The sequence below is a fragment of the Pseudomonas sp. QS1027 genome (genome assembly GCF_002814235.1).
Lineage (GTDB): Bacteria > Pseudomonadota > Gammaproteobacteria > Pseudomonadales > Pseudomonadaceae > Aquipseudomonas.
In genome coordinates, this window is record NZ_PHSU01000052.1 from 1 (window position 1) to 8,745 (window position 8,745).

Below are 8,745 nucleotides of genomic sequence, written 5' to 3' on the forward strand. Positions count from 1 at the left end.
AGTGGGTCTGTTCTTCAGCAACCTGTTCGGCGCCTCGACGCTGCCGGGGATCCTGACCCAGCAGCAAATGCGCCAGGCGGCGGATCGACTGTTCGAGGGGAATGCTGATCACACGCAAGGTGCCATCAGCAGCGGCTTGCAGGAAGAGGGCATCGATCTGTTGCTGACGCCGATGATCAATGACGCGGACGATAACGATCAGACCAACCGGCTCAAGGACATCGGGATGGTGAGCCAGGACACCAGCGTTCGCCAGCAGCCCAGGGGTTATACGTTGTCGCCACTGGGGCTGAGCCCGGATGACTTGACGTCCTGGGCGGACGCCAAGGACAAGGAGAAGACCGAGCAGGTCCGCAAGGGCTGGTACCTGCGTCGCCGGGAAGCCCGCCGGGGGCAGGAGCGCAAGCTGATGGTGACCATGCCCTCCACCCCGAGCACCCGGCTGCAGGTGCTGGACTTTGGTCCTATACCGACGATCCTGCTGTTTGGTGCCACGCCTCATCTGCTGCTGGAAGCCAATCCGTTCGGTTGGGCGGCGGGAGAGTCGCCGCAGGCGCAGGCCCTCAACAAATACCAGGTCCGGCTGCATCCCGAGACTGCCTACACCCTGCAGTTCAAGAAAAGCGTCCTGACATCAAAAGACTTTGATTCGAACTTTGGCAGCCGAACGGAATTGGTGGTGCCCGAGGGGGCGTTCCAGCGCTTGCCTCAAGTGAGCCTGGACCTGTCCGGCCAGGAGGATGCCCGCCAGACGCTAGCGGAGTTGGACTTGTCCCTGTCCTCGCTGGAGGTCGTCAAGTTCAAGGACAAGAGCACGTTCAGGCTCGACCTGGTGAGCGCTGATGGCCACAGCGCCTGCGCGCTGGAACAGGTGGTGCGCACCGTTCAATTGCCGGCCTATATCCAGTTCAAGAGCGGAGAAACCCACCCCGTGATGGCGGTGCTGGGGGAAGGCTCGCGGGTAACGCTGAGGAATTCGACGGGACGTTCACTGCTGCTGTTGAGGCGGGAGGTCCGCCGTTGCGAGATTGAGATACAGGCGCCGGTCAGCGGTTTTGCGATTTCCGTTTAGTTATAAATAAAGTTGAAGCACTTTAAGGGAATATAAGTGATGAGTGACAGGAAAGTAGTAAAGATCACCGGGCATGCGCTCGAAACGGACTCCAGACTGGACAAGGTCGAGTTGATTCTGACGGATACCTCGCTGCGGTATTATGATCTCACCACCCGACTGGACCCGCGGGTGACGCCCGTCAAGAAACAATCATTTAACGTGGAGGATCGTGAACAGGCCAAACTGCGTGTGTCGTTGGAAGGCAATTTTTTTGTCAGCGAAGTCAAAGACGATGAATTGATTTTAAGAAAAAACATAGAAAGTAATTTAAAGCTCATTCTGCAAAACCAGACCATTACCTTGAATCCCGATCTCTATTATGGGAGTCGTTTATATAACGTCCTGGAAATGGATTTGCCGGAACTGCTGGTTCCAGGGAATAACCAGCCGGTGATGCTGGGGAGCGCCGCCAGCCGGCCCTATGACTCGACAGCGCTTGTCTTCAATGCAGAGAAGGAGGCGGATCTCGACCGGTATCCGGGTGATACACTTATCAATTACGAAATCAAGCTGACCCGGCATGACGGACAGCCGACGAACCCGACAAGGGGGTATCTGAGCTTTGAGGAGATAAAGAAGACGAAATCGAGAGGTTTCGTGCTGCTGCCGAGTGTACCAACGTCAGCATTCAATTTGAGTTCCCTGCAGTTTTCCTATCGTATTACGACGCGCGGGGGCGCTCGGCTAGACACTATCGAGGATGAAAAAAAAGATTTTCTGCAGGTCAGGGTCAACGCTTCGAGTCATCAACTCATCGATATGAAGGCGATCAATAAAACCCATACTCTCGATTTTCTGGAGATGAAATGTTTACTGAATGGCCCGGACCTGTTCAAGTACCTGGATGTTGCCTTTCCTCGGCACAGGGTCTTTTATGATTCAGGGAGTGAGGTGACCTATAACAGTGTTCACCACCTCGATCTTTCTACGTCGGTTAAAAAAATAGAGCATGGACTGCTGATTGATATGGCGTCGCTGGCGTCGGGCACTTATCTTGATCAGAAATCTTTTTTGCGCATGCAGGGATTGGCCTATTTTGAGCAGGCGCCGCCGGAAGTGGTCAATTTTTCGTATGAGATGCTCGACACGGATTATCAGCCGTTGAGCGAAGAGCTGTATGTGGGGCGCTGCCACTTTAGAAAGGTCGTCGAGGACGCTGCCTCGAAGCGCTTATTCAATCTGGACACGCGGGGCGAACCCTACTTTTTCGAAATGGATATCAAGGACCCTCTAAAGGAAAATACCGCGGTTTGTTATTACCGAATCCACCTGACTTCTCCTTTTCCCTCGGTTGCAATGGACCAGGTGTTTTTCTCCGGAATTGATTTTTACTTCGACCGCAAACTGACATTTGCCACGATTGCCCAAGCGTTGGACCTGCCCTACGAGGGATTGGATATTGCTCCCGTGGTCCAGGACGCCAAGCTGGAGGCGTTTCTTGAACAACACATATTGGCCTATACGGCTATTCCTTTCTCTTTTGAAAGAATGGCGAAAGATGTTTTCATGCGCGCGAACTTTCCCGAAGCGCTGGCGAAGAATATCTCTGTCCATGGTTATTCCAAAACGGGAAGAAAACTATTCAGTACACCCTGGTTGAAAAAAGCCAGCATCGAAGAAGCGCCCGCCTGGTGGCAGGGCGTGGACATACTGGTGCTTTGTCTCTGGATGAGAAAAGATGCCCTTTCGGCAACCCCTTCACCTTATTCATACCGAGCGGAACGGGAGTTTGACGGTGGAACCTATGACGCACCGTATTTTCTGACTGTCGAAGGAAAGTTCAATCCTTATACCTACATACCCTACCTGAAAGGCAACCATGAATATGAGCTGGACCCACTCTTTTCCAACATCCTGTACGTGGGACAAGGGCGCAGCAAAGTCCAGGGCCGAGGTTCACCCAATACGATTTATCTGATGTGGGACTCGCACACCACCTTTGATTTCGCTGCGGAGGAAGACTTTCAGAAGGGCCTGGCACCTTCTCGTCTGAAGCTCGTGGGGGTCGAGTTGGAGTCCGTCACGATACAGGCCCCGGGGCCGGAGGATGAGCGTTGGGGGAGTCTCGTTCTGGAGTGGGCCCTGTTGGTTGATCCCGAAAAGGAACTGGCGGCGAGCCAGGATTTGGCGGTCCAGCTCAGGTTGGAGGACAGTCGGGCGGCGCTCAAGGAAGGCTCGTTGACGCTGGTCAATTTCTTGAAAGAGCCGATCGCTGAGTTTCTGGAAATCGAGATAAGAGGGCGTCTGTACACCCTGGAGGTGTCGCAAAACGACGGCAAGGTTCATTGGCGCCGGCAAGTGGATCTCAGTCGTGAGACGTTGGGTGAGAAGACCGTGCTTCGTCAGTGGAGTGGCAAGACCGAGTACGTGTTGCGCAACAGTATTCTGGGGAAACCCGATACGCCTCTTTATCCCAGCGAAGACGGCCAGGATATTTTGATCGCCCGTGGAAACGTGGCCTATCTGCATGGCGGTCAGCGTGAAACTCAACTGGTTGGAAACTTGCCTGAGAACTTCTTCTACCTCAACCAGGGTGGAACCGACAATGTGATTGCCAATGGTTACAGAAATACCATTGAAATTTCCGGTGTGTTGGGCGGGGATAAGGTGCTCTTCCTGTCGACAAAAAAAGCGGCGATCAACTTTGTTTCAGCTCCCGCGGTCAGTTTCAGAACGGCGCAGGTAAAAGATGACGACCTGTTCTTTTTTCTGGAAACGGAAAACCATCTGCTGACGATTTGCTTGAAAGGGGTTATGGCATGGCAACGTTCCGCGCAAGAGCGACTCAGTCTGCTGCTTGAGGAGGGGACGTTCAGCGCCGATCAGTTAATCGAGTTTTCAAGACGGTCGGAGCTGAGCCATCGAGAGGACGCTTATCGGCTCCAATCGGCTTTGCCGGAGCCGGCTCTTCAACAAGGCTTTACCCAATTGGCCGATAGAGTCGCTGAGGATGAGCACTCGAAGGCCTATCTGAAAGATCAGATAAACAAGTATGACGTGGTCGAAAAGGAATAAGGAGAGGCCCTGATGTCTGCGCAAGTCAAGCTATTGGAAATGAACGAAGGTCGTTATAAGGTGACATGCCCTTTTTATGGAAAAAAGGACTATGCCTTCACGTTCAAGTTTACCGCTGTTCACGCCGTCTGGCAGGCACATGATGCCGATTCCGCCAGTCTTGTCGCCAAACCGAATATCTGGATGGGCGAAGAGAAAGAAGATCATTATGCCGCTGAGCAACGGTCGGGGGCGGCTGATGAAAGGGTGTTTGCTTATCGGCTGGGCCGGAGTTTTACATTGGTCTGCCTGAACGATCAATTGTATCTGATGCTGAGGGTCTGGGAAGAGGATAAAGAGGGCAAGGTTTCATCGGCGAGTCGGCGTAATAAAAGCGCGGTGAAGGTGGCTACCCGGATGGTCTCGGGAAAAACCGAAGTGCTTATGTTCTCCCATCAGGACCCCTGTGTCATCAAGCTGGAAACACAGGATGGCCTCTCGACCGTCAAGGTATGGAATACTCAAAAAGCCGGAGAGACACCCTATATTTTGAGTGACTTCGGTGATGGGTTCAGGGATTTTTTCTCTGGCTTTAGTGAGTTCCAGTTCAATACTATTCCCGTGGCCATAAAAAATGGCCAGCACTCCTTGCGCCTGGAGAGAGTGGCGGCATGGGTGGGTAACGCCCAGCCAGAGGGAGAGGAAAATTTCAGGGATTACCTGGAAGAAAAAAATCAAGTATTGAAGTGCTTTGGATACCGGCAATTACCTCTGGAGCACTTGTCCGCCCATTATCCGTTTCAAAAAAACAGATGGGGAGTGCTGAATAACAATCTGTTTTATGCCCTGGAAAATGCCCATTTCAATATCGAGACGACTCAAGGGCTGAGTTTTGATGCATTCAGGAATAAAGCCTCTCTTTCCTTTACACCCACGGCAGGTCAGGGCGTCTCTGGCAGTTGTATGTTGGATGTCCGCTGGAAAGAGTCACGGCTATTCGAAGTCCAGACAGTCGCTTCGTTGATTGACCGATGGAGCCTGTCAGAGCCTGTTTTTTCACGGCGGCAATATGGGCTGAACTTTAAAAGGATTGTGGAGGACGTAGAGCGTTTTGATCCGGACCAGGCTTTTGTTCCCGGTGCCCACTATAAAGATCGAGCCCTCGTGAACATCATCAGGACCGGTACGCTGGCGAGCAGGCTCCCGCTCTTCATCGAGCAGCTACGCGTGTCAAACTTTGAGGTGGCGGGGCAACTGAAGGCAACCATGAGTCAGCTTCAGGTCAAACTGAACGAAGATAAAAAGGCCCTTTACAGCCGTCGAGCCGATATCGGCGTTCTCACCTGCAAGACCTCCGCACCCCAGAACAGCATCGTATTCACTGTGCAAATGCTGAGGCGAATGAAGGTTGACTCAGCGACTGGGGAGTTGAGCCATGAGGCGAAAGTGGTTTTTCACGACGTCGAGGGCAATGATCGTGGGGCGATAGACGTGAAGGACTTCCCGTGTTTCCTGCTGCTTTCTCTGAGTGATGATCGAAAGGCCTTCCATGTGTTCACCGCCCGTGCGGACAGCGATCTGTCCAGCGCGCTGGACGCTTCTTTTACTTATGCGATTTCCCCCACCACTGATCAAGCCAAGCCCCAAGACAATCAAACCATCGATGAAGTCAGTTTGACGCTCGGCCTGGGAAATACAGGGGGAGGCGGCCCGATGATCTCGATCAGGGATTTGAGTCTTTGGCGCAGTGCATTGTGGCGGCGTGAGGGGTTACTGACAGTCGGGGACAAGGTCGACAAGGACTATAACGTGAAAACATTGGCCCACTTAAGCTTTTCTGGTTCGCTCAACCATGTGGTCGAGCAATATAAAAAATCTTTGAAGGTTTAGGTGGGCGTATGCAAAAGTTATCGTTTGACTACAGCCTGAATCAATATGAGCTATCAGGCGCTGGGCTGGACAAGGAAAAGCTGGCCTATCTTGAGTCCATCCTGACGGTCTTGAAGCGCTACGCGGTTGTTTTTCCAGGTCTTCATTTGGAAGATACAACGATCAGGGCAACGCTGTTCGGGAAGACTTACACCTTGGGCGAAATCTATACCCAGGGGCGTGGGGAGCAGCGAGTGATCTATCCCTGTTTTCGGCATCAGTGGGGCTTTGATTTTACCCGGGATATCCAGCCCTTTGTGCTTTGGCAGGCGATGAGTGAATCGTTGAGAGCGACTTATTCGGAGCTTGAATCGGGTTCATTGAGCGCAAGAGGAGAGGCTGCGCGCGCGCAGGTCCATTTGGCATTGCTCAAGGATTTCATCGCAATGGCCAAGGTCGAGGGCAACAATGTTATTCAAAAACAGCAAGAGCTGAATTTTTTGAAGGGATTGATTTCGCTCTATTATCTGGGGGTTGTGCAAAAGAAATGGCGAGTGTTTCAGGGCGTCAACTTACCGATCAGCCCCTCCCGACCGGGTGCACGTGTGAAACGTGCTGTGGGCGCGTCGCTCAATCTGCTGATTGGTGAGGATATTGCCAGCCCCCTGCTGTATCAGTCACTTATGTCCTATGAAGAGCGGCATCCGTTGACGTTTATCGACTTTTATTTTTCTTACAAAAATAGAGGTGCGCTGAAAGATGCTGATGATTTAATCAGGTTCTCTATTTCCTTTAGAGAGGTGTTTCGGCGGAGCCATGGCCGCGAATGGCAGATCAGTGCAATTGATTTTCCCACCATTATCGATGTCGTGAACCCTGACACTGCAATACCCGTTGATCCGGAGGCCGCTCATCGCTATATCGGTAATCTGGATAAGGAATTTATCCGTTTCAGAAAGCATAATCTGGATCGGCTGATTGTCGCTGATCAGGACTTGGGCGTCCACAGCATCAGCAGCTACCATCAGGCGCGATCACACGATATCGATACGTTCTTCGGTCGCGGCCGGCCTAAACCCATTGATGTCCTCTCGATCGATTACATCAGCCCACGGGCTGCTGGCGCTCCGTTTGACGGCATCATCAACATCGTCGGCCATGCGGATATTTCGGGTTTGGCCGGCGTCTCCAGCGCTGAGAGAATCGCCGGTTGGATATATAGTAATTTTACCAGCGTGTTTGGAAGGGAACCTGCCAGGTTCAAGGAAATCAGGTATCTTAATTTTACGGCATGCAATTTCCCCAAGGCCATGGCGGAGTATGTCACCGCTCTTTTTGTCGAGCGCTGCCTGGAGGCGGGGCGCTTTAATGTCCGGGGCGGGGATGGCGTAGAAAGGCGCTGGATCCCGAATATAACCGTTATTTGCAGTCCTCATGCTTATTTGGTAGCGGCCGCAGGCTCAGGGATGGTGCCTTTCCATGCGACGGATACGAAGGACAGAATGCCGCCACTTCCGGGTGTTGTGCTGAAAATAATGAATGAAATGCAATCGTCTGAATTTGCTGATTTTATATCGAGGTCTGGAACTTTGGATTTTGCTGAGCCCGCGGTTCAGCGCTTCTTGCAAGAAACCCATGTGTTTTCCGTCACCGGTCTGGTCAAAGAGGCTTTTCAAGGCGGTGTTGTATCGGAGGCCGAGTTTGATCAGGCCAAGCAGGAGAAAGCGTCCAGTTACAGTGTTTATGAACATGATCTTGAAGAGGAAAGAAAGAGGAGAAAGGCAGAGGTCATAGCGATGGGTGAAATGCCGCCGTTGTTGCCTGGGCCTTTGGCGCAAGCGCGGCACGTTGCCCGAATGGAACACTTGGCTTATGAGATGGTTTCCATCAGGCCCAAGGACTCAGAGGCATTTTTACGTGTCAATACATTTGAAACAATGCGCCTGTTGCATGAGTATTATGCGGAAATAAGAAATCGCTATCTCTCTCGTAAGCCGGATGGAACCATTGATACCGATGCGAAGGTCAATAGTCAACAGTACAAGCGAGCTTTGGATGATCTGAGAGCAGAAAATAGAATCAAGATTTTGATTGATCCGTTCGATCCTGGATATCACTACAAACGGCAGTTGATACTCAAGGGCTTTCGTGAGCATTTAGGTATTGCCTATCGGGAGTTTCAGGATTTTCCGTTCTACAGTGCGCATCATTCCCCGCTGTTTGGCGTGCAGCCTGATAATTACGCCACAACCTCTTACTACAGTCAGCAGTTGGCGCAGATTCTCTTTTTTGTGACCAAGCAAGAGTACAGGGAGATGACAGGCATTGAGGTGGATCGGATTCACCTGTCTCCTGAGCGTCGTGTGTCAGACTCTATTTTCAATGAGGTTCAACGACCCTATAACGCTTGGACTCTAAGGCCGATATTGCTTGGCACGCCCCTCTATCGCAGTCTCCTGGGCAGTGAACAGCTCGGTGTGTCGACACGGGAGCTCAGGGCGCAGCTCGAATCGGGCGAGGAAACCAGGATTCTCCCCGCCATCGATCAGTTGGAAAACAGCCTGAAACGCAAGAAGGCGCTGTTGCAGGACTCGACGTCCTTGAGAAGCCTGCAAGAGACCCAGGAAAACCTGGGTCGCGCGAAAACCGCCATCGAGAAAAAACAACTGCCCCCTGTTGTCCTGAAAACCACCGCGCGCGTGGCCGCCGGCTCCAGTCGATTGCTTGGGGCCTTTGGGGTTTTCGTGGACTTCCGCACCCAGCCCTTC

2 protein-coding genes and 2 pseudogenes are annotated in these 8,745 nt (G+C 52.3%); all 4 read left to right on the forward strand.

The features are described 5' to 3' along the window. A pseudogene (locus tag CWE01_RS32890) lies at window positions 1–1,072 on the forward strand (hypothetical protein); the annotation flags it as partial. Between the two features lie 39 nt (window positions 1,073–1,111). Next, a complete protein-coding gene (locus CWE01_RS32895) occupies window positions 1,112–4,129 on the forward strand; it encodes a hypothetical protein (protein ID WP_100944726.1) in 3,018 nt (1,005 codons plus the stop codon). A 12-nt stretch (window positions 4,130–4,141) separates the two neighbouring features. Further along, window positions 4,142–5,998 (forward strand): hypothetical protein, encoded by a 1,857-nt coding sequence (locus CWE01_RS32900; RefSeq protein WP_100944727.1) that lies wholly within the window; start codon window positions 4,142–4,144, stop codon window positions 5,996–5,998. A gap of 8 nt (window positions 5,999–6,006) precedes the next feature. Continuing rightward, window positions 6,007–8,745 (forward strand): annotated as a pseudogene (locus CWE01_RS32905) (hypothetical protein); the annotation flags it as partial.